The sequence below is a fragment of the Streptomyces sp. NPDC036813 genome (assembly GCF_055609245.1).
Window position 1 is genome coordinate 65,298 of sequence record NZ_JBVJPV010000025.1, and the last position, 19,867, is coordinate 85,164.

At 68.1% G+C, this 19,867-nt stretch carries 13 protein-coding genes; 5 read left to right on the plus strand and 8 right to left on the minus strand.

The annotated features are described in order from the left end of the window. Nucleotides 1–39: 39 nt before the first annotated feature. From ACZ67Q_RS36365 to ACZ67Q_RS36375, 3 genes are all read left to right on the plus strand, one after another. Nucleotides 40–582 (plus strand): hypothetical protein, encoded by a 543-nt coding sequence (locus tag ACZ67Q_RS36365; RefSeq protein ID WP_471190923.1) that lies wholly within the window; start codon nt 40–42, stop codon nt 580–582. Nucleotides 583–698: 116 nt separating this feature from the next. Beyond that, nucleotides 699–1,250, plus strand: coding sequence for a hypothetical protein (locus tag ACZ67Q_RS36370; protein WP_471190925.1), 552 nt, complete (start codon nt 699–701; stop codon nt 1,248–1,250). A gap of 302 nt (nt 1,251–1,552) precedes the next feature. Then, nucleotides 1,553–2,020 carry a hypothetical protein gene (locus ACZ67Q_RS36375; protein ID WP_471190927.1) on the plus strand — a complete coding sequence of 156 codons (468 nt, stop codon included), beginning with the start codon at nt 1,553–1,555 and terminating at the stop codon, nt 2,018–2,020. 396 nt (nt 2,021–2,416) lie between these two features. On the opposite strand, the gene ACZ67Q_RS36380 is transcribed toward ACZ67Q_RS36375, so the two are convergent. The 8 genes from ACZ67Q_RS36380 to ACZ67Q_RS36415 form a co-directional block, all read right to left on the minus strand. Further along, nucleotides 2,417–3,322 (minus strand): helix-turn-helix transcriptional regulator, encoded by a 906-nt coding sequence (locus ACZ67Q_RS36380; protein WP_471190929.1) that lies wholly within the window; start codon nt 3,320–3,322, stop codon nt 2,417–2,419. A gap of 111 nt (nt 3,323–3,433) precedes the next feature. Next, nucleotides 3,434–3,787 carry a hypothetical protein gene (locus tag ACZ67Q_RS36385; protein WP_471190931.1) on the minus strand — a complete coding sequence of 118 codons (354 nt, stop codon included), beginning with the start codon at nt 3,785–3,787 and terminating at the stop codon, nt 3,434–3,436. Nucleotides 3,788–3,852: 65 nt separating this feature from the next. After that, the gene (locus tag ACZ67Q_RS36390; RefSeq protein WP_471190933.1) at nt 3,853–4,770 is read right to left on the minus strand and encodes a phosphoadenosine phosphosulfate reductase; all 918 of its coding nucleotides are present in this window, start codon (nt 4,768–4,770) and stop codon (nt 3,853–3,855) included. Between the two features lie 217 nt (nt 4,771–4,987). Continuing rightward, nucleotides 4,988–5,530: a DUF6248 family natural product biosynthesis protein gene (locus tag ACZ67Q_RS36395; RefSeq protein WP_471190935.1), complete on the minus strand. Its 543-nt coding sequence runs from the start codon at nt 5,528–5,530 to the stop codon at nt 4,988–4,990. A gap of 307 nt (nt 5,531–5,837) precedes the next feature. Then, nucleotides 5,838–6,890 carry a hypothetical protein gene (locus tag ACZ67Q_RS36400; protein ID WP_471190937.1) on the minus strand — a complete coding sequence of 351 codons (1,053 nt, stop codon included), beginning with the start codon at nt 6,888–6,890 and terminating at the stop codon, nt 5,838–5,840. Between the two features lie 234 nt (nt 6,891–7,124). Next, complete coding sequence (locus ACZ67Q_RS36405; protein ID WP_471190939.1) at nt 7,125–7,970, minus strand: DNA-processing protein DprA; 846 nt, start codon at nt 7,968–7,970, stop codon at nt 7,125–7,127. Nucleotides 7,971–8,046: 76 nt separating this feature from the next. Beyond that, the gene (locus tag ACZ67Q_RS36410) at nt 8,047–8,562 is read right to left on the minus strand and encodes a single stranded DNA-binding domain-containing protein (RefSeq protein WP_471190941.1); all 516 of its coding nucleotides are present in this window, start codon (nt 8,560–8,562) and stop codon (nt 8,047–8,049) included. Between the two features lie 350 nt (nt 8,563–8,912). Beyond that, the gene (locus tag ACZ67Q_RS36415; protein WP_471190943.1) at nt 8,913–9,272 is read right to left on the minus strand and encodes a hypothetical protein; all 360 of its coding nucleotides are present in this window, start codon (nt 9,270–9,272) and stop codon (nt 8,913–8,915) included. A gap of 1,257 nt (nt 9,273–10,529) precedes the next feature. Between ACZ67Q_RS36415 and ACZ67Q_RS36420 the strand changes: the two genes are divergently transcribed. Together ACZ67Q_RS36420 and ACZ67Q_RS36425 are read left to right on the plus strand one after the other, a co-directional pair. Then, the gene (locus tag ACZ67Q_RS36420; protein WP_471190985.1) at nt 10,530–19,259 is read left to right on the plus strand and encodes a LamG-like jellyroll fold domain-containing protein; all 8,730 of its coding nucleotides are present in this window, start codon (nt 10,530–10,532) and stop codon (nt 19,257–19,259) included. Then, the gene (locus ACZ67Q_RS36425; protein WP_471190945.1) at nt 19,259–19,756 is read left to right on the plus strand and encodes a hypothetical protein; all 498 of its coding nucleotides are present in this window, start codon (nt 19,259–19,261) and stop codon (nt 19,754–19,756) included. The genes ACZ67Q_RS36420 and ACZ67Q_RS36425 overlap by 1 nt, the downstream gene beginning before the upstream one ends. Nucleotides 19,757–19,867: the final 111 nt, after the last annotated feature.

Here is a 19,867-nt window from a genome sequence, read left to right on the forward strand (position 1 = left end):
GCGACGGCAGTACGCCCGAAAGCACCTCACCAGATCGGGGTGCTCACCCCGGCCGCGACGCGCACGCAGCGCCTGGCCCTGCGCTGGCTGGCCCGCCGCCCCGCCCAGCGCATCGCCCTGGACAGCGTCCCCGGATCGCTGCGGCTCGCCGCCGCGGCCGTCGCGCTCACCAGTCTGATCGGCGGCCTGTTCGCCATCCGCCGCGGAGTCCCAGTCGATGTCGCCCTGCCGGCGATGCTCCTTGCCCCGCTGATCGCCGAACACCTGCCCGACCGGCTGGACAGCCGGGCCCGCGAACAGGTCCGTGTAGTCGAAGGTGACGTCGCCTGCCGATACCTGAAGCGCCTCGCCGTCCTGCACACCTCCCTCGTCCAAGCCGCCGCCAGCAGCGACCGCTATGAGCTGCGCCGCTCGGCCGAGGTCGGCCAGGACTTGCTGTGGGATGCCGCAGGCCTGCTCCAGACCCGGGACAGCCGCTCGGCCTCAGCCGACCTCATCGCCCGCGAACGACTGATGCTCCAACTCGCCAACCAGGTCGCACAGATCCTCAAGCGCACCCAGAGGACGGCACAGCCGACGTGAACCAGGCCTCCGGCCCCGCCCTGCCCCCGGGCCCGTACCCGCCTGGCCCCCGGGCGACGACTCGTCCAGCAGCTCGTCACGCACCGAGCCCACCGCTGCAGAAGGGAATCCTCCCCATGACTCAGCCCGAACCCGCCCTGGCTGTCCCCACCACGGACGTCTACCTTCTGTTCGCGCACGAGCCCTACTACCCGGCCGCTGCCCGGGAGATCAACACCACAGTCGTGGCCGCGGCCTCCCTGCTGCACCCACGCGTACGGCAGCCTGACGGCGCCCGCATCCACGGCCGCCTCGTCCACGGCCGCCGGCCCGGCGAGATCGTGCCGCTGTCCACGCTCACCCACGAACTCGACGGAGGCGCGCGCTGGCCCGAGGTCGCAGACTGGGAGGCAGTCACCGAAGACCTGCTGCAGCTCATTCACGACCATGGTTGCGACGCCCTCAGCCTGGGCCTGCCGGAAATCGCCCGGGCCCTGGTGTGCGCCGGCCCGCACAGCGAGGTCCGCGCCGTCGACCCCACGTCCGGGGCACATCGGGCGTACGGGCCCGCCGACCGGATCGAGGTTCTCGTCGAGGTTGGCCGGCACCTGGCTTGGGCGGAAGCAGGATCTCCCCTGTGGCCCGGCGACGGCCTGCTTTCCCCGATCACCTCCGGGGATGCCAGCTGATGTTCGGCTACGAAGCGTACGAAGTCTGGGCGGAGCTCCGTCGGCTGCTGGTCGGACTCCGACACCGGTGCCACCGCTGTCACAGCAGGTTCTGCTGCCGATGTCAGAGCGGCCTGACAGATTCCGCTCGCCCCGGCACCCTCTCCGAAAGGACACGCGCACAGTGACGATGGGCGGTGAGAGCGATGCATGCCCCTCGCTCTCACCGCCCATCGGCACCCACAACGAGCGACACCCAGCTCAAGCCCCCGCACGCCTGACTGAGAAACTGAACGGGTTCAGTCTCATGGGTGGGGGTCCATATGAACCGCAGGCTGTTCGGCCTCGCATGCACGCTGGTCCTGGCAGCATCGGTGGGGACGACCGGATGCTCCAGCCGATACTCCTCATGCCCAGGAGCGGACCAGAGGCCCGAGGGACTGAACAGGCAGGACCTGGTCGGCACCTACGAAGACTCTGCCGCACGGCTGACTCTCCGCAGCGACGGTACTTTCACGACGGTCGGGTGGCCCGCAGGTCTTGAAGGAGCCTCAGGCGACCCCCGGGACAGAACCGGGAGTGGAACCTGGAAGCTGACTCCCGACCACGACGCCAACTGGTCCGTCTCCTTCAGCTTCCACAAGATCAGCGGCTACTGGGACAGCGATGTCAACGGTGGTTATTACGGAAGCGGTCTCTACGTCGGCGGCGGTCGAGAGAATCCGCACCTCTACGAATACGTCGGCGATCCCGACAGCTGCGACCTCAACACCCTCACACGGAACAGTTGAGACGTCGACCCCACGGTCTCCTTCACCTGGCCAGCGCGTCGTCTGCACGTGAACTACCGCGTCGGCAGTGTCTCAACGGCGAAACGTCTCCCGATCGAGGGGTGGGGCCACTCCAAACCGTTCCTCTGCAGCACCGTCCCGACTCGTCACTCACACGGCTCAAAAGTGAGGCCAGACGAAACCGTTCCAGTGGCGCCAAAACACACCGTCCAAAACAAGGAGTTCGTAGCGATGGCCGGTTCCGCGAAGCCGCATGGCTTCGCGGGGGAGAGGTGGCTGGCCTCTCCATACCGGCCATCGTGCGGCGTCTGGCCCGCCGGGAGTTCGTCGATCCCTTAAACCAGAGGCCGCGGTCTTACGGTACCCCCGCCTGCGGCGCGCCTCGGCGCGCTGCAGTCAGGACGTCGAGGAGCGGCGCGCGGCCAGCTCCTCGAGGCGGGAACGCTTCCAGCGTTGCTGACGGGGACGGCCGGCGCTGCCGCGTCGGTACTCGTATCCGTCGGGCTGCTCGAGGTCGGGCAGGAGCCCGTGCCCGAGTGCGCTGATGAAGCTGTCGGCGCTGCCGTATCCGAGGATGCGGGCTGCTTCGGCGGCGCCGACCAGGTCCTCGTTCTCGTCCTGGTCGGCCGGCGGCAGCACACCGCGCTGGCGGGCGACAGCGACGACGGTTGCCCGCCGCCACTTCTTGCGCCCGGGGCCGCGGCTGCCTTCTTCCTTCACCTGGGCGTCCGGCTCGGGCAGTTCGGGGATGCGCCCCTGGTAGAGGGCGCTGGAGAAGGAAGCCGGGCTTCCGTAGCCGAGCAGCGCAGCGACCTCGGCCGTGCCGAGCAGCTCGTCGGGGTCGCCATCCGCTGACACCTCAGGCCGAGCTGCCGCCGGAGCAGAGCTGCGCCGGCCCTTGCCGGGGCGGCTGGCGACCCAGGCCACGATCGTGCCGCGGCGCCACATCGGGCCGTCGACGTCCTCGTCGGGCTCCGGGAAGTATCCGGGCCGGTCGCGGAAATAGGCGTCGATGGTCGACGTGCGGGTGTAGCCGAGGAGCTGAGCGACCTCCCGCTTGGTCAGCAGCTCGTCCTGGTCGGCCTCGAGCACCGCGGCCGGCAGCGCGCGCTTCTTCGGGGCACGCTGCGCGAAGAACGCCGCGACCTCGTCGTGGCGCCAGAACCGCTTGCGGCCCTCGGTGTGCGCAACCGCGGGGAACCCACTGTCCGGGTTGTTGCTCCAGTGGCTGATCCGGGGCTTGCTCGTGCCGAACTCGGACACGATCTGCGCGGTGTCCACGAGCCGGTCGGCGGAAGACATCAGGGCCCCTTTGGGAAGGATCAGCACGGCGGTGCCGGCACTCGGACGAGCGCGACATGTTCGATAATGCCAAATGAGGTGGTTTGCTGTCCAGCCTGACGCCAAACCGGTCTACAGCACTTCTTCGTCCACCAGGCACACCCCGAAGCGGGCGGCACGCTCCTCCAGCTCCGCGTAGGCCATCGCGGCCGGCGCGGCATCCCACGTCATGAAAGCGAGAGCGGAGACCGCCTCGCTGCGCGTCATCCCCTTCTCCCACGGCACGCACGCAGCGGTGCACCGCTCGGCGAGGTCGGCGTCGGACAGGCCCGCACTCTCCCGGTCCACGCCGGCCCGGACGTCGGCGACGCCCTCGCACCAGGCGCGGTGGCCCCTGGACAGCAAGTCGTGCAGCGTGGCCGGGTCGCTCGCACGCTGGGCCTGGGCGGCGAGTTCGAGCAGCAGGGCGGTGGCGTTCGTCTCCATGGTCATCTCCTCCATCCACTGTAGGGGGCGCCCGCGGCGCCGAGGAGCGCAGCGGGCGGGGGTCCTCAGCTATGCACGGTGCAGCCCTCGCACAAAGCGCGGCTGGCGCGGCGGGCCAGTTCGGGTTTCTTGCGGGGCTCCTTCTTCAGCGCCGCCCGTACCTGCCTCTTGAGGGCGATGAACTCCGGGCCGTCGTCCAGGCAGACGACGCCCGGATCAGGCGCGCCGCACTGCTCGGCATGCCGGATCAGGTCGGTGATGCGCCGGTCTGCGCGGAAGCTGTCGCCCCGGGCCCGTTCGACCTCGGCGTACAGCTCGGCCAGCCGCGGCCGCCGACCGATGGAGAGCAGCACATCGCGGCGGGAGGCGAAGACGCACAGCGAGCAGGAGCACCGGGAGGTTCCAGCCCAGTCGCCGGCGCCGGGCACCGAGTCGTAGGTCCAGGCGTAGGGCACCGGCGCATCGGTGTGCCACTCCTTGACGGCGGCGGTCGACCAGTCCTTGACGGGCAGCCACTCGTCCACAACCCGCGCCCCATTGACCTGTACCGTTCGGAAGGCGGCGCGCTTCTTGCGGTCGGGACCCTCGTCGCTGCGCAGGCCCATGACCTTCAGGATGCGTACCGGCCGGCCGAGCTCGCGCCCGAGCTGGCGAACGACGGGGGTCCAGGCGCTTGAGACCACGCTCTCCTTGGCGCTCATGCGGCAGTACGGGCTGCCCTTGCGCGGAAAGCGCCCATAGAGCGCGATCTCCGTCAGCAGACTGTGCGGCATCCGGATCCCGTCCGGGCCCGGCATCGTGCGGGTGACTTCCAGATGCCGGTCGGCGGGCACCCCGAACGCGGCGCTCTGAAGGGCCGCGAGCTCGGACACCCCCGGGTAGCGGGTGCCGTCGAACACGACGGACGGCCACTCCAGAACCCCCAGACTGGAGTGGTACGAGACGACCCGGTCGGCCACGCCGGCGGTGCGCGCGGCTTCCATGAACACGTTCCATCATGACCGCGCTGTCCTTCCCGCCAGACAGCTGGGGCGCGAGCAGATCGTACGAGGTCAAATCGGGTGTGATGGGCGGGAGGCTGCTGGGGAGCGAAGACATGTCAACTCCAGTGCGACGAGGGGCAGACGGGGGAACTCAGGGCAGACGGTGCTGCGGGAGCGCAGGCTGGCGATGGTTCGGGGTGAGGCTCGATCGGGAAGGTCACGGCGTCTCACCGCCGGTGGCCTCCTCCGGCAGAACGGCGCCGGCGAAGAGGGACATCTGCCCGTCCGGTGCGGGCGGGGGCACGGACTTGGAGGGGCGCCTCGTCGACCGCCGGGCGGTGAGCGGCACCTCGGGGGCGTCGACGGCGTCGGCTTCCTCGGCTTCGCCGTCGGGGGCGTGCGTGCAAGGGCAGATCCAGCGGCAGGGTCGCTGGCCGAGGCCGTAGCGGATCACCGCGACGACGAAGCCGCGCCGGTCGGTGATGGTGCCGGCGTCGTCGTCGACGCGGGGGCCATTGCGGCTGATGCAGTGGTCGTGGTGGGCGGTGCGGCAGGGGTGGCAGGTGCCGGCCTCGCACGAGCACCACCGGTGGAAGCCGTGGGGGTAGGCGTCATCGATGTCGCGCAGCGCCTTGGTCCAGGCGTTCGCGCGGATCCAGGCACCCTCCTCCACGGCCATGGGGGAGGCCACAGAGGAGGGGACGGGATCGAGAATGCCCATGATCGATGCGCCTATGTAGCGCAGCCGGGTCGTCGTCATGCGTCGTCTCCGAACAGGGTCGGTGTGGTGTGGAGCTCGTTCATCCAGGCGAGGAGGCGGGGCAGGTTGGAGTCAGGGGCCGAAGGCGAGGTATGCGCCGTCGGCACTGGTGCAGCCGAAGGCCTGGGCGATGCGCAGCCGCCGGCGAGAGTTGACGCGGCCCATGTGGACGTCTAGGCCGCGCCCGCGGGCCTCAAGGGCGATCCGATGGGCGGCCGGTGAGGTCTTTCACTCGGTGCGGCCAGCCAGGAACAGCACGTCGATCAAGTCCCAGGGGATGAGGCCGTGCTCGCTGCCGTCCTGGGTCTCAGCGGAGGGGGAGCTGGGCGGTGGAGCCGGAGGTCAGGGCGTCCCATGCAGGCTCGAAGTTCTTGTCCTGCTTGTTGATCACGTGGGCGGGGGCGGTGGTGAAGAGCTCCTCCGCCATTGGCCACGTCTCGCGACGCCGGCGCACCCAGGACCGGGCGCGCCCGTACACCGGGTCGTGCTCGACCGCGACCCCGTGCCGCTCGGACACGGAGATCAGCCGCTGGGCCAGCTGGCGTGCGTGGCCGAGGTCGACGCGCTCGGTGGAGCGCATGACCGGGCGCCGCTCGCCGGAGGCGGACAGCAGGAACAGGCGACGCACGTGGTACAGCGCCCACGGCATGTCGAGCTCGCGCTCGAACGCCTCCAGACACGCTTGGTCCCGCGGGCGGGAGGGGTCGAAGAACTCCAGGAGGGTGCGCTTGCCGTACAGCTTCGCCTTGGGGTTGAGGCTCATCGCCGTGTACTCCAGGCGCAGTACCTCACCGGCGATGTCCGGGTGGGAGCGCATCCGTTCCAGGTGGGCGGGGAGCGCGCCCATGGAGACCGGGAAGCAGCAGAAGACGCAGTAGGACTTGGGCCAGTGCACGCCGAACCGCTTCCAGAGGTAGTCCTCGCACTGCTGCCGGTCCCAGCCCCAGTCGATGAGCGGGTACACCCCCGTCCGTCCGGGGATCTTCGAGGCGATGATGTCGGTGAAGCGGCGGCCTTCCTCGTCGGCGTTGAAGCCCATGATCTGGCGGAACGGGCGGCCGCCCATGGTGGAGGCGATCCACCGGTCGCCGACGTCGCCCTGGGCACGCAGGCTGCACTTGCGAGTGCCGGCCTGTTGCGGGACGGTCCCGACGGACTCCAGCTCGTCCCACAGGGTCCACGGTCCGCGGGCGAAGAGCGTCTCGGGGCGGCGGGAGTCGTCCAGGACGGTGATCCCGTCGGCCTTCAGGTGCCCGGACCTCGACAGCTGCACGAAGCGCACGCCGTGCTCGCGCAACAGCGGCAGCATGAACTCCTCGACCAGGAGCCGGGTCTCGGGCCACTCGCTGCCGGTGGCCATGTACAGGACGGCGGTGCGCTCCAGGTCGATGCCGTGTGCGTCCGGGTCGGTGAGCGTCCGGGCGAGGGCGGTCGAGTCGGCGCCCAGTCCCCGAGTTGATGACGGTGTCCAGGTCGTCGGTGGTGCTCAGGCCGGGCAGCGACGGCGTGTACGCGGCGCGGGGCATAGGCTCCGTCACTCCTTCCGGTGGCCCTGCCCGGCCGGATGGCCGGGCAAGGAGGGGCGGTTGGCTGGTCAGCGCAGTTCGGCGAGCGCGTGCGCGGGGTCGGGGACCAGGACGGCGCGCTGCTCGGCGAGCAGGCGGACGTTGCCGCCGGCGCGCACGTCGTTGGTGGGCGGGGGGACGAGCACGGGCCGGTTCAGGTCGGCGGCGGTCTCGGCGGTATGCATCGCCGCCTCGGCGTGGTCCAGGGCCTCGACGAGCACCACCGCCCGCACGAGCGCCGCGAGCAGCGCGGCGCTGGCCCGCAGGGTTGCTCCGCTGGCTTCGGTGCCAGGCGGGAGCAGGCTGACCACCGCGCCGCCGCTGGCGGGGATGAAGCTCAGCAGCTGGGCGTGGTCGTGCGGATGGGCGCGGTCCAGGCCGCGCGGCAGGACGGCGAGCGTCGCGCGCCCGGTATGGGCGGCGGCCCGGTGGGCGGTGACGTCGACGCCGTACGCGAGCGTGGCGGTGACCGTGTGTCCGGCCTCGGCGACGGCGGTGGCGAAGGCCTTCGTCCGGGTGACGGCCTCGGCGGTCGCGGCCCGGTTGCCGGTCACGGCCACGGCGCGGGCGGTCAGAGCGGGCAGCTGTTCGTGTCCGCGCACCCACAGACCGAGCGGGCAGTCGGGTCCGAGGCCGGCCAGGGCGGCGGGCCACACGTCGTCCGACGGGATGACGAACTGGCACGTCAGCTGGGCGTTGGCGAGTTCCTCGCGCGGTTTGTACTGGGCCAGGCGGCCGCTGGCGTCGTGGTCGACGCCGTACTGCCAGACCTCCTCGGCACTGTGATGGGCGAGATGGCCGGCGACCTGGTGGGGCGGGAAGTGGGCGGCGAGCGCGGCGCGGGCGGCGCGCTCGGACAGGGCGGTGCTGGGCACGGCGTACCTCCGAGAGAAGGCGGCGGTCGGCGGAAATGCCGGTGCCGCGATGGCGGTGCGGGATCGTGTGGCGTGGTCAGCGGCCGGTGGGGCTGGGCGCGGTGACCGCGTCCCAGGAGCTGCGCGGGGACGATTGCCACCAGTCGGCCGGTGCGGCGGCGGGAGCTGCGGCCGGGCGGCGTTCGGCTCGGGGAGCGTCGGGGACAGCGGAAGCACGTAGTGCCGGGGCGGGGGCGCGTCCGGCGAGGACGGCACGCAGGGTGTCGTCGACGTAGGCGACGTGGTGGGCGAGGTCCACGCCGACCTGTGCGTAGTCGAGGTGGAGCAGGCCCGCGCGCAGGGCCAGGTTCCCGGTGGCGATCACGTGGACGGCGTCGGTGAGGCATTCGGCGGCGTGCCGGGCGAGCGGCCCGGTGACGGTGCAGATGACCGGGACCGGCTCGCCGTCGCGCCACTGTCCTCGGGCGCGGTCGTACTCGCGGGGGACCTGCACCACGGTGAAACGGGCGGCAGGTGTGCCGCGTTCGGTGTGGCGCAGCTGCACGGTCCCGTACACGCGGCCGCGGATGACAGCGGTGGTCTCTCCGCTCATGGAGGTACTCCTCGATGCGATAAACCCCCCTATCCTCATGAAAAGGGCAAATCACCATCAGGGGTACCACTATGGGCGATGTAGACGCTGGCCTCAACTCCTGCGGCGAGTCGGGGGGTTCGGCGCCCGGCGGGCCGAGAAACGTCAGCAGCGTGAGGAATGGGCGACCAAACGGAAGGGCAGCGTCAGTGCCGTTCGCCACAGCAACTCGAGATCCGGGACGATGTCATGCCTGCCGGGTTTCCGCGGGCTCCGTGCCACCGTGGCACGGGCATCGCCGACGCCAGTTCGTACAGTCCTCCACCCGTGCCCGGCTCGGCGTCATGCGAAGGCAGGATGGAACGCGGGAGTCATGCAGGTACCTTGGCATTCAATGCGCGCTTGAGGCCTGGGCCGGATGCCTGCGCCGGCGTGAGGCTGATGATGCCTGGGGCGCTGACATGTTGGGCATCGACGACGATCACTCGACTGGTCGTAGTCGTGGAGCCATGGCGTCCCAAGGCCTCTGCCGCCTGGCGGAGTTCGAGACCAACGGTCACTATGGAGTCGCAGCGCATTTGCGTGAGGGTGGACAGATAGGTGGCGGGCGCCACCCCCTTCGGCACGGTGTACCGCTGCCGCAGCAGCGCCGGACCGTCCGACGTTGCCTTGGCTAGTGACGTCCAGACAGACTTGGCGGTTTGGGGGTCCGTGTCGGAGGCGGTCAGCAAGCAGGCCCTCCTCTTGGTGTCCACCATGGACACGGGCCGCGGCGGTGCTGAGCGGTTGCTGTGGTGATCGACTGCCAGGAAAATCCACGTTGCCCCTGCAACCGCGACGGCCGCGGACACGACCAGGACTGCTGCTCTGCGCACATTCCGTAGCCGCATCTGCGTGTCCCTCCCCTTGTTCCTGTATTGGCGCCCGGATCCTAGCTCGCCAGCTGAGCTGTTCAGAGGGAGGGGGACGTGCAGTCCGAGTGCCACCGTCAGAGGTGCACCTGCATCGGCGCGAACGACATGGTTTTGCGCCAAGCTGAGCACCATGTTGGGAACTTAGGCGTATTGCATGGAGATCATCTGGCCTTGGATCAAGGTTTCTCCACATCAGGGTCAAGAACGTGTATGTGATCTTGTTCAACCTCTGGGAGTTCCGCATAACTGTGCTCCGCCTGCGTCGTGATCGTCGGATGAAACGGTGCGCGAGGCGCGTCGGGTTGACGATTCGAAGGTTGGTGTGTAGTGCGCCGGTTTGTACGCTGGCAGTCCTGGATAGTGATCGGTTCCGTGCTGCTTGCGTTCTGGGCGCAGGACGCGGCGGCGTTCGCCGCGACTCGGTCGACGCCGTCCCTCGGTTCAGTGATGGCAGGTCTGACGAGGTGGCTGGCCGCCCGGGACGGAGCGGGGCCCTCCTCGGCGACCGGCACGGCTCGGGACGTGCGCCGCGCACGCACCGGTACCGGCCACCCTTCGGGCTCGAAACCGGGGAAGGGCAAGGGCCAGCTTCCGCCGGCCTCGTCCTACCGTGCGCCGCGGACGGCCGCCGGTCCTTCGGTCAGGCACCACGCAGGCTTCGACGCTACGTCGTCGAAGCGGGTGGCGTCGAAGTCCGGGGCCAAGTTCGACTACTACCAAAACACTGACGGTTCCTTCACCCGCAAGGTCTTCCAACACGACGTCAATTACAAGGACGTCCACGGTGACTGGCGTCCCATCGACCTGCGTCTGGGAAAGTCCGGCGACGGTCGCTGGTACGAGAGGGCAAACTCTCTGGGCGTGTCCTTCGCGCCTGGCTCAGGCGATGCTTCGGACGGGCCTGCTGTTCCCTCCTCCCCTTCCCGGCAGGCTGCGCCGTCATCGGTGACACGGGTTCGGAGCGCCGCATACACGGCGCCGGCAACAAGCCGTGGTCTGCCGTGGCGGTTCACACGGGCGGCGCAGGCTGACTCCACAGTGACCGGTGGTTCGTCCACGGGGCCGCTGGTGACGATGACAGTCTCGCCGTCGGAATCGATCTCATGGTCGCTCCAGGGCGCGAACGACGTAACGGCTGCGGTCTCGGGAGCTTCCGCCGAGTACGACTCCATCCTTCCCGATACCGATCTGGTACTGCAGACGACGCCGGACGGGGTCAAGGAGTCGCTGATACTCAGCTCCGCTTCAGCGGCCACGTCGTGGACGTTCCCGATGCAGTTGTCTGGGTTGTCGCTGTCTGCGGCCAGTGACGGCACGATCGAGTTGGTCGACGGCTCTGGTGCCGTGGTGGCGACGCTGCCGAAGGCATACGCCTTCGACTCCTACGTCGATCCGGTCTCGGGAGAGCACCACGAGAACTGGGCGGTCAGCTACTCGATCACCACGGTGGACGGAACGCCGGCCGTGAAGATGTCACTCGACCCCTCGTGGCTGCAGAACCCGCAGATCAAGTTCCCGGTGACGGTGGACCCGACGGTTGCCCTGTCGACGTCCGGGCAGAACGACACCACCTACGTGGAGTACCCGTACTCAGAGGACTTCTCCTCCACTTCGGTGATGAAGGTCGGGACCTACGACGGTGGCGCCCACATCGGCGAGGCGCTGATCAAGATACCTAGCCTGCCCAACGCCAACGGCTACCACATCACCGGCGCCCAGTTCGTGGTGTTCGACATCTGGGCGGCCACCTGCGGATCGAGTACCTCCTACCACGTGTACCCGATCTCGTCCTCGTGGAGCGTGTCGGGCAGCAAGTCATGGTCGGACCTGCCCTCGACCGCAGCAGCGATCGGCACCTGGTCGGGCACCGTCTCGTCTACCGTGTGCTCCAACAGCTCACTGGACTCCTCGACCGGCCAGTGGCAGTACACGTCGCTGTCGACCAGCTACTTCCAGGACATCGCGCTGGGCAGGACTGCGAACAACGGGCTCGCGTTGTTCTCGTCCGGCACCGACTCCACCAGCTGGAAGCAATTCGACTCCGCACACGTGACAAGCCACGCGCCGTACGTGAACATCACCTACACGCCCAACAGCGTGCCGGACGTCCAGCACACCTACCCTGCCTCCGGCTACGCCTCGCCGACACTCACCCCCGAGCTGCAGGTGCAGGCCACCGACCCTGACCACTGGCCCAACTCGGCGCTCACCTACAACTTCGCCGTGTACAACGCGTCGGGCACCAAGCTCGTCGAGTCCGGTTACCACTCCACGCCGAACTGGCAGGTCCCGTCCGGCAAGCTGGCCTGGAGCAGCAACTACTACTGGACGGTTTCCGCTTACGACGGCTGGTCGACCAAGACCAGCGCCGCACAGACGTTCTCCACCACTGTGTCCCAGCCACTGATCGCCTCCCGGCTCGCCCAGAACTCCGGCCACGGTTACGACGAGGAGGCTGGCAACTTCACCACCAGCACCAAGGACGTCTCGGTGGCCACGGCCGGACCGCCGCTGGACGTGGTGCGTGACTACAACTCCCTGGACGTCCGCACCTCGGGCGCCTTCGGAGCCGGCTGGTCGTCGCTGGCGGACATGCGGGCCGTGATGGACGACGACGGCTCGAAGAACGTCGTCATCACGGACCAAGGCGGCAGACAGCAAAGGTACGGGTACTCCGTCTCCGGCTACACGCCGCCGACAGGCACCTACGCGACGCTGGTCGCCGTATCGGGCGGCGGCTATTCGCTGACGGACACCACCGGCACCACATACACCTTCGGTGCCTCGGGCGGCACGAACACCTGGCTGCTGTCTAAGATCACCACGCACGCCGGGTTGTCGGAGAGCCTCACGTACAACACCTCGCATCAGCTCACTCAGGTCCAGAACAACGTCTCCCAACGCTCCTTGCACGTCGCATGGACAACGCCTGCGGGTGCGGCACACGCACACGTGTCCACGGTGACCACGGACGACGCCACTGCTGGCGATGCGAGCACCGCGGTAGTGTGGACCTACGGCTACACCGGTGACCAATTGACCTCAGTGTGCCCTCCGTCGGCGGCCGCCTCGATCACCGCGTCCTCGTCCTGCTACGGCTACGCCTATGAGGCGGGATCGAACTATCCCCAGGCAGCGCTGGACGCCGCCCCCCACTCCTACTGGCGCCTTGATGAGTCGGCCGGTAGCAGCACCGCAGCGTCCGCAGTGCTCGCCAACGAGCAGACCGACGCCGCCACCTACGTGAACGCCACGGCGGGCGCCTCGGGCAACCCACTGCGCGGCTCCACAGCCACGTCCACGAGCTTCAACGGAACCTCGGCCTACGTACGCCTGCCCAAGTCACTGGTCACCAACCAGACCTACCTCGCGGTCTCCATGTGGTTCAAAACCGGCACGGATGGCGGCCTGCTGTTCACCGAGCAGAACGCAGACATGGGCGCCTCGACCGCGCCCAGCAACGCGACCGCTTCGCTCTATGTGGGCACGGATGGCAAGCTGCACGGAGGCTTCTACACCGGCTCCATCCAGGGCCTCGCGTCCAGTACCAAGGTCGACGACAACGCCTGGCACCACGCCGTGATGTCGGCCGCCGGTAACACCCAGACGCTCTACCTGGACGGCGCGGCCCAGGGTTCGGTCAGCGGCACGATCCAGAACCTCTCCCAGACGTACGACTTCGTCGGTGCCGGCTATTCCTCCGGCGCATGGCCCGGTGAGCCCGCGCGTGGCTACAACCACTTCACCGGTTCGATCACTGATGCTGCCGTGTACGACCACCAGCTGACGGCCACCCAGGTCAGCGCCCTGTACACGACCGGCACCAACCCGGCGGCCCTGCTGACGAAGGCCACGCTCCCCTCCGGCGCCGTACAGAACCAGGTCTCCTACGACACCGCCGCCGAGCGGCTCACGTCAGTCACCGACCTGAACGGCGGCACTTACGCGTTGGCCGACCCCACTGTCGCCGGTTCGAACCAGGTCTACCGCGCGGCCGTGCTCGGCGCGGACCCGATCGGATACTGGCGCCTGGGCGACGAAAGCGATTCCGCGTACGCCGACGACGAGGTCAATGGCGACGACGGCGACTACAACAACGTCACACTCGGCGTCGACGGCCCCTTCACCGCCTCCGACACATCCGCGCCCACCGCCGGGACCTTCAATGGCACCGACTCCTACGTCAGCCTGCCGCAAGACCTCAGCACCGCTTCGTCCGGCGCCTCCGCGCAGATCTGGTTCAAGACCACGACCGGTGGCAGCGTCCTGCTCGGCATGATGTCAGACACCATCTCCGCCGGCGTCTCCGCCACCTCCCGGGCCCCCGTGCTGTGGGTGGGCACCGACGGCAAACTCCGCGGCAAGTTCTGGGGCAGCGGCGCCACCCAGATGGCGTCCTCCGGCACGGTCACCGACGGCAAATGGCACCACGCGGCGCTCACCGCTACCGCCACCAAGCAGGTGCTCTATCTGGACGGCAAACAGGCCGCGACCACCACACCGACCAGCCTCGCGATCACCGGCATGCCGTACCTGTACCTGGGGGCGATCACCACCGGATCCGGCTGGGACGGCCTGCCGGCGAACGTCACCGTCTACTACGCCGGAGCCCTGGCCGAAGCGGCCGTCTACACCCACGCGCTGAGCGCTGCGCAGGTCTCCGCGCTTTGGTCGGCCTACAAGTCCGCGTCCGGATCGATCGCCACCGAGACAGTCCAGGTCACGGACCCAGGGCACCACACCATCTCGAGCACTTTCGACCTCTCCAGCGGTGGCCGCATCCTTTCGCACACCGACGGCACCGGCGCGACCACCTCATACGGCTACGACACCAACGGCTTCCTCTACACGGTCACCGACCCCAACGGGAACGTGACCACGACGGGTCACGATGCTCGCGGCAACGTCGTTTCCCGTACCACGTGTCAGGACCGCTCCGCGTCCAAGTGTTCCACCTCCTACTACACCTACTACCTGAACACTTCGTCAGTGACCGACCCGCGCAATGACGAGATGCTCACCTCGTCCGACGGTCGCTCGTCCAGCGCAACCGACACTACTTACCGCACGAGCTACACCTACGACGGCAACGGCAACAAGCTCACCAGTACCACGCCGGCAGTCACCGGGCACGCCAGCGGCTTGACCACGACCAACGTCTACACCACGGCCACGACATCAGCCTGGATCCCGGGCACCTACACCCCAGCCGGTCTGCTGGGCTCCACCACATCCCCGAGCGGCGCCGAGACCAACTACGGATACTTCGACAACGGCGACGCGGCCGAGGTGATCGACGCCCGCGGTATGCCCACCTTCTACACCTACGACAACCTTGGGCGTGTCCTCACCAAGCAGGTCAACTACCGGACCACCAGCTATACCTACGACTCGCTCGGCCGAGTGCTCACCGAAACCGACCCAGGAACCACCGACGCGATCGACAACTCGGTCGTGCACACCAAGCAGACCAGCTACGTCTACGACGCCGACGGCAACACACTGCAGACCACCGTCACCGACACCACCGGTGGTGACGCACCGCGGACCACCACGTATACCTACGACACCCACGGCAAGGTGCAGACCAGCACCGACCCCATGAACTACCAGACCCACCACACCTACGATTCCTACGGCAACCTCGCCACCAAGACGCTGCCGCTTGGCCAGGAATACAGCTACACCTACGATGCCGACGGCCACCTGCTGACCACCACTCTCGACAACTACACCGGTTCCGGCGCCACGCCGCAGACCGCCGCATCTCAACTGCTGGAGAAGCGCGTCTACGACACCGGCGGCCGTCTGCAGACGGTCACCAACGCCATCGGCGCCACCCGCACGTACGCCTACTACGACAACGACTTGACCCAGCAGGTCACCGACACCGGCTCTGCAGGCACCACCTACGTCGACGAACAGGACAGCTACGATCCGGCCGGCAACCTGACAGGCCAGGTCACCAAGAACGGCACACTGACCACCCAGCACAGCTACGACGCCGACGACAGGCTACTGACCAGCGCTCTCGACCCCTCAGGCGCGAATCGCGTCACCGCCTACTCCTACGACACAGACGGTCATGTCCTGTCGTCCACTGAGACGGACGCCGCTGGCGATCCCGAGCAGCTGTTGACGTACACGTACTACCCGGCCGGCGACCCCAAGACCGTCGTCCAGCACGTCGGCTCCCAGACACTGCTGACCACCAGCTACACCTACGACATACTCGGCCGCGTCGAGACCATGACCGACCCCGGCGGCGGGGTGTACAGCTACGGCTACGACGAGGCGGGGAACCGGGTCAGCACCGTCTCGCCCACCGTCACCACCACCAACCCCGCCGACGGCACCACCAGCCAGACCGCACCCACCACACTGACCGGCTACGACACCTTCGGCGAGCAGACCGAGACGGAAGATCCGAACGGCAACATCACCGCCACCGCCTACGACCGCGACGGCCGCAGGACAGGCAGCACTCTGCCTTCGTACAACGGCACGTCCGCCACAACTGCGTGGACTTATGACGCCGACGGTGATGTCCTCAGCCAGGCCGACGCCAAGGGCCAGACCGACTACAGCTACGACCAGTTCGGCAACTTGGTCCAGCAGACCAATCCCGCCATCGATATCAACGGCACCGCCACCCGCGGCACCTACGCCTACGCCTACGACCTTGGTAGCCACCGGCTGACCGAGACATCGCCCTACGGCTCCGTCACTCACCACACCTACGACGACCTGGGCCGCGACACCAGCACCTGGGCCTACGTCTACACCTCCACCAGCGCCCAGACCAAGCAGGAAACCGACACCGCGTACGACACAGCCGGCAACGTCGCGAGCACAGCCTCCATCAGCGGCGTCACCGCCACGTACACCTACGACGCACTCGGCCGCACCCACGCCGTCACCGACACCACCGGCGACACCACGACCTACACGTACGACCTACGAGACGACGTCACCAAGACCGTCCTGCCGGACCAGACCGCCCAGACCGCCACTTACGACGCAGCAGGCCGCAAGACTGCAACAGCGAACCTGGACGCCAGGGGAACCGCCCTGTCCTCGACGTCAGCGACCTACACCGACAACGGTGACCTGAAGACCGTCACCGACGCCCGCCAGCACACCGTGACCTACGAGTACGACGCACTCGGCGATCTGACCAAGCAGACAGAACCGGTCAGCGACACCGTCTCCATCACCACACGGTTCGGCTACGACGCAGCCGGGCACCAGACCGCGTACACAGACGGCAACGGGGACACCACCTACTACACCTACAATTCCCACGGTTTGCGGGCGAGCAAGGTCCTTCCGGCTGTCGCCGGCTACACCAGCTCTGCCGACAGGACCAGCACCTACAGCTACGACGAGCGCGGCCGGCTCGTCACCCAGGCTGACCCGGGTGGCGTCACCCTCACCAACACCTATGACGCCCTGGACGACCTGACTGGTCAGAGCGGCACCGGCGCCGAAGCGGCCACCGCCCCCCGCAGCTTCCGGTACTCCCTCAACAAGGACCTGGTGGCCACCGCGGTCGGCGACACCTGGGAGTACTACAACACCAACGCCCTCGGCGACATCCTCACCGCGTCCGGCCAGGCAGGCAGCTCGTCTTTCACCTACAACTCCGACGAGGCCCCGCTCACCCGCACCGACGCCTCGGGCACCAGCACCTACACCTACGACACCGACGGCCGGCTGAGCACCGACACCGACGCGGTGACCGGCGCGACGCTGACGTACCTCTACAACTCCCTGTCCCAGCCCAAGTCCATCACCTACGGGACCTCTGGAGACATACGCGGCTTCGGCTACGACTCCCTGCACCGGCTGGCCTCCGACACCCTGAGCACCGCCTCCGGCAGCACCATCGCCAAGGTCGCCTACAGCTGGGACGGCAACGACAACCTCACCGGCAAGACCACGACCGGCGTACAGGGCGGCTCGACGAACACCTACGCCTACGACTACGCAAACCGCCTCACCTCCTGGACCTCCGGCTCCTCCACCACTGGCTACACGTACGATGCTGACGGAAACCGCATGACCGCCGGCTCCACGAACTACACCTACAACGCACGCGACCAGCTCATCTCGGACGGCACACACAGCTACAGCTACACGGCCCGCGGAACCCTGGCGGCCAAGGACCTCACGACGTACACCTTCGACGCCTACGGCCAGCAGATCACCGCAGGCTCCACCTCGTACTCGTACGACGCCCTGGGCCGGGCAATCACAGCGGGCTCCAAGACCCTCAGCTACTCCGGTGCCGACAACACCATCGCCTCCGACGGCACCGCCACCTACAGCCGCGACGCCTCAGGCAACCTCATCGCAGAGTCCTCGGCGACCGGCGCCACGCTGGCCTGGACCGACCTGCACAACGACGTCATCGGTCAGTTCGCCGCCACCGGCACGTCCCTGACCGGCTCCGCGAGCTACGACCCGTGGGGCACCACGATCGCTTCTACGCTCACCGGGACCGTCGGCTATCAGAGCGAGTTCACCGACCAGGCCACCGGTAACGTCAACATGCACGCTCGCTGGTACACGCCGGGCGCCGGCAGCTTCAACTCCGCCGACACCGTCGACAACCCGGCCGTGGGTGAAAGCGCCAACGCCAATCCGTACGCCTATGCCACCGACGCTCCGCTGACCGAGACCGACCCCAGCGGGCACAATCCGCTCGTTCTCGCGGGCGCGATCTTGTGCTGGGAGTGCGCGGCGGTGGTGGCCGCGGGCATGCTCATCGCCGCCGGCGGCTACTACGCGTACCAGCAGTACCAGGACAACTACGGCCCACTGACCCACGAAAGCAGCTCGTCGTACGCCGCCTCGCAGGCGGGCACAGCTACCAGCACCAACGTGTGCGCCATGGTTTGGTCGAGCTACTGCCAGCACCGATACGGTGGCCACCACGCCGACAGTGGCGGCTCCTCGGGAGGCGGCGGTGGCCGCGGTGGTGGTGGCTCCTGCGGCTACTGCGGCGGGGGTGGCGGTGTCAGCGCGGCCCAAGCCGCCCGAGCGGCGGCTGCCGCGGCAGCCGCCCGGGCCGCCGCCGAGGCCGCTCGCCGTGCCGCCATCCGGGCCAACGCCATCAAGATCACCGCGCCCATCGGCAAGTCCAAGCTCATCATCAACTCGATCTCGGCAGCCGCGCAGCCCCCAACTACCCAGATCAACATCGGCAACTCGGTCCGTAACGCAGCTTCGGCCATCACAGCCGGGCTCAGCACGGCAGCTGTCTGTGTGGCCACAGGTGACTGCACGGGAGACGACGATGACAGCAAGAAGAAGGACCCCTGCAACACTGGAGCCGGTTTCACAAACCCGGGCATCGTCTACCTGCCGCGTCACAAGCAGGCCGGCGAGTGCGTGGCCACCGGTGCGTTCGCTCAGCTCACTCAGGCCAACTACACCCCGCCCCCCCGACCGAAGCTCGGCTTCGCCTTGCCCGGGCTGAATTCGCTCCCCGCGAGCAACCGGGCCCGAGCACATCTCATCGGCTACGCGATGGGCGGTTCCAACCGTGACACGCGCAACTTCGTGCCGATGTACCAAGAGGCAAATCAGTGGATGTACGACCATGCGGAGGATCCGGTGGTCAACGCCGTCAAGAGCGGCGGTAGCGTCTACGTGGAGGCCTACCCGATCTACGGCAACAAGAATTCGACCGTGCCCACCGCACTCGAATACTTCACCTCCGGGGACGTCCAGATGGAATGCGTGATCAAGAACAACCCGACGGCCGCAGGCAGTCACTGTCAGCATGGAGTGTGGTAATGACCCAGTGCACTGAGCCCCCCGCCCTCTCGTCGCTACTTGGGCCGCCCATCCGCTCCGACGAGGAGTCGCTGATCGAAGCAGTGGCGCAGGAGTGGGGCGTCGACTTCCCGCCCGACTTCGTCTCCGTCGCGGGAACCTACGGCGATGTCCTCATCTGCGAGTACCTCTTCTTCTGCGGCGCCCGCAACCTGCGCTCCTATGCAGCGGGAATGGGCCGGAAGCTGGAGGACTCGCGGACCGTTCCGCACCGGGTCCTGCCCTCGCCCGGAGGGGCACTGGTATGGGGAAACACCATCGAGGGCGACCAGCTCTTCCTGATCGACCGCGGCGGCGGTCGCTGGACGGTGTCGGCGTTCCGGCGCGGCTGGGCGGACTGGTACGACACGGACATGGAGTTCGGCGAATGGTTCCCCCGAATGCTCGCAGGGGAGATCGAGACAGACTGGATGCCGGAGTGGCCGGCGATGCCATACGCACTGGAACTCGTGGACTAGTACTCCAGTGAGAGTTCTCCATTTGCCCTGGTCAACGGCTTGGGAGTGGGGAGTGTGGCGGGGCTGGGGTGTGGGTGGCGCGGTGTTCGCCGTGCTGTCCCACCAACGGGT

Bases quoted from the DNA above. Each gene is read 5' to 3' on its own strand.
- ACZ67Q_RS36370 (WP_471190925.1), top strand. From the start codon at position 699: ATGACTCAGCCCGAACCCGCCCTGGCTGTCCCCACCACGGACGTCTAC.
- ACZ67Q_RS36375 (WP_471190927.1), top strand. From the start codon at position 1,553: ATGAACCGCAGGCTGTTCGGCCTCGCATGCACGCTGGTCCTGGCAGCA.
- ACZ67Q_RS36380 (WP_471190929.1), bottom strand. From the start codon at position 3,322: ATGTCTTCCGCCGACCGGCTCGTGGACACCGCGCAGATCGTGTCCGAG.
- ACZ67Q_RS36385 (WP_471190931.1), bottom strand. From the start codon at position 3,787: ATGGAGACGAACGCCACCGCCCTGCTGCTCGAACTCGCCGCCCAGGCC.
- ACZ67Q_RS36390 (WP_471190933.1), bottom strand. From the start codon at position 4,770: ATGGAAGCCGCGCGCACCGCCGGCGTGGCCGACCGGGTCGTCTCGTAC.
- ACZ67Q_RS36395 (WP_471190935.1), bottom strand. From the start codon at position 5,530: ATGACGACGACCCGGCTGCGCTACATAGGCGCATCGATCATGGGCATT.
- ACZ67Q_RS36400 (WP_471190937.1), bottom strand. From the start codon at position 6,890: ATGGCCACCGGCAGCGAGTGGCCCGAGACCCGGCTCCTGGTCGAGGAG.
- ACZ67Q_RS36410 (WP_471190941.1), bottom strand. From the start codon at position 8,562: ATGAGCGGAGAGACCACCGCTGTCATCCGCGGCCGCGTGTACGGGACC.
- ACZ67Q_RS36420 (WP_471190985.1), top strand. From the start codon at position 10,530: ATGACAGTCTCGCCGTCGGAATCGATCTCATGGTCGCTCCAGGGCGCG.
- ACZ67Q_RS36425 (WP_471190945.1), top strand. From the start codon at position 19,259: ATGACCCAGTGCACTGAGCCCCCCGCCCTCTCGTCGCTACTTGGGCCG.